We start from the raw sequence: 2,511 nt of genomic DNA on the forward strand, positions 1-2,511 counted from the left end.
GCAGCACGCGTTCGATGTCGGCGCTGACCGCACCGAGATCGCGATCCTGCGTCGTCGCGAAGATGTCGTACAGCGGTGCGATGTCGTAGTGCGACACGACCGCGTCGGTCTGTCCGCGCACGATCGTCGCGAGCCCGCCGAGCAGTTGCGGCGCGCCCGAGCGGCCCGTGACGGGCAGCGCGCGCAGGTCCGACAGCGACGTCATCCGGTACTGGGGCGTCTGCGCGACGATCGGATACGACACGCCGTTGTGCGGATCGAGCCAGTAGGTGGGCGACACCTGGCTCGTGCCCGACAGGCTGGCGACCACGGCATTGGTGACGTCCTGCTCGGTGATGCCGAGTTGCGCGGCACGCGTGCGGTCGACCGATACCGTGAACTGCGGATAGGTCGACGCCTGCTGCACGCGTGCGTCGGCAACCCCCGGCACGCTGCGGATGCGCCGCAGCAGATCGGTGGCATAGGCGCGGTTGCCGGCAAGGTCGGGGCCGGTCACCTGTACGTCGATCGGCGCGGGCGCGCCGAAGTTGAGGATCTGGCTCACGATGTCGGCGGGCAGGAACGAGAACGTCACGCCGGGAAACGTACGCGGCAGCACCGTGCGCAACTGTTTGACGTAGTCGGCCGTCGGCGCGTGATCGCCCGTGAGCGACACGAGGATGTCGCCGTCCTGCGGGCCGATCGTGCCGCTGTTGCTGTACGTGAGGTTGATCCCGCTGTTCGGCAGTCCCATGTTGTCGACGATGCTCGCGATCGCGTGCGGCGGCACGATGCCGCGCACCGTCTGCTCGACGTGATCGAACAGCGCGGCCGTTTCCTCGATGCGCGTGCCGATCGGTGCGCGCACGTGGATCGCGATTTCGCCCGCGTCGACCGACGGGAAGAAATTGCGGCCGAGCCATGGCACCAGCACGAACGACAGGGCCACCGCGGCGAGGAACAGCGCGACGAAGCGCGCACGGTGGACGAGTGCGAGACCGAGCACGACCCGGTAGCCGGCGCGCAATGCCGCGAAGCGGCGTTCGAACCCCTGCTGGAAGGCGACGAGCGGATTGCGGGCGCGTGGCGGCGGGAACGGCGCACCATGCGGCGCGAGCGCGGCCGCCGGATGCGGAGCATGCGGTTTCAACAGGTAGCGGGCCATCATCGGCACGAACGTGCGCGACAGCACGAACGACGCGATCATCGCGAAGATCACGGCTTCGGCCATCGGCACGAACAGGAAGCGGGCCACGCCGTCGAGCAGCAGCATCGGCACGAACACGATGCAGATGCACAACAGCGACACGAAGGCCGGCGCGACGATCTGCGACGCGCCGTCCAGGATCGCATCGCGTACCGCCTTGCCCTGTTCGAGGTGCCAGTTCACGTTCTCGATCGTGACGGTGGCATCGTCGACGAGAATGCCGACCGCGAGCGCGAGCCCGCCGAGGGTCATCACGTTGAGCGTCTCGCCCGCGGCGGCGAGCGCCGCGATCGCGGCCAGCACCGCGAGCGGGATGGATGCGGCGATGATCAGCGTCGAGCGCCAGCTGCCGAGAAACAGCAGGATCATCGCGGACGTGAGCGCGGCGGCGATCAGGCCTTCGCGCGCCACGCCGCTGACGGCGCCCTTGACGAACACGGACTGGTCGCCCATCACGACGAGCCGGAGCGACGGCGGCAGGGTCGCCTCGATGCGCGGCAACTGCGCCTTGACGCCCGAGATGATGTCGAGCGTCGATGCCGAGCCGCTTTTGAGCACGCTCATCAGCACCGCGCGACGGCCGTCGACGCGCACGATGTTGCCCTGCGGCGGATAACCGTCGCGTACGTGCGCGACGTCGCGCATGAAGATCACCGCGCCGTTCACGCTCCGGATCGGCAGCGCATTGAGCTGGTCGATGGTCAGCGGGCTGTCGTTGAGCCGGATGTTGTATTCGAAGCCGCCGATCTTCTGCGTGCCGGCCGGGATGATCTGGTTCTGCTGCGCCAGCGCGGTTGCGACATCTTGCGCGGACAGCCCCTTCGCCTGCAGCGCCTGCGGATCGAGGTCGATCTGCACCTGGCGTACCTTGCCGCCGTACGGCGACGGAATCGCGACACCCGCGACGGACAACAGCTGAGGCCGGATCACGTTGGTCGCATAGTCGCCGAGCTGCTGTTCGTTCAGCGTGTCGCTCGTCAGCGCCAGCTGCAGCACGGGCACGGTCGATGCGTTGTAGTTGAGGATCTGCGGCGGCGTGGTGCCCGGCGGCATCTGCTTGAGCACCGTCTGCGAGATCGACGTGACCTGCGCGGTCGCGGTGCGAATGTCGACGCTCGGCTGAAAGAAGATCTTGACGATCCCGAAGCTGCGGAACGACTGCGACTCGATGTGCGCAACGTCGTTGACCGTCGTGCCGAGCGTGCGCTCGTAGTAGGTGACGATGCGTCCGGCCATGTCGGCCGGCTGCAGGCCCGCGTAGTTCCACACCACGCTGATGACCGGAATCCGGATGTCGGGGAAGATGTCGGTCGGTGTGCGCAGCG

Annotated in this window: 1 protein-coding gene; it reads right to left on the reverse strand. The window is 67.8% G+C overall.

From position 1 onward, the window contains the following. The coding region (locus tag FFS49_RS41690; protein ID WP_137951085.1) for an efflux RND transporter permease subunit at nt 1-2,511 on the reverse strand (2,511 nt) is incomplete at both ends.

The sequence above is a fragment of the Burkholderia sp. 4NA327C6 genome, assembly GCF_005502655.1.
Lineage (GTDB): Bacteria > Pseudomonadota > Gammaproteobacteria > Burkholderiales > Burkholderiaceae > Burkholderia > Burkholderia contaminans.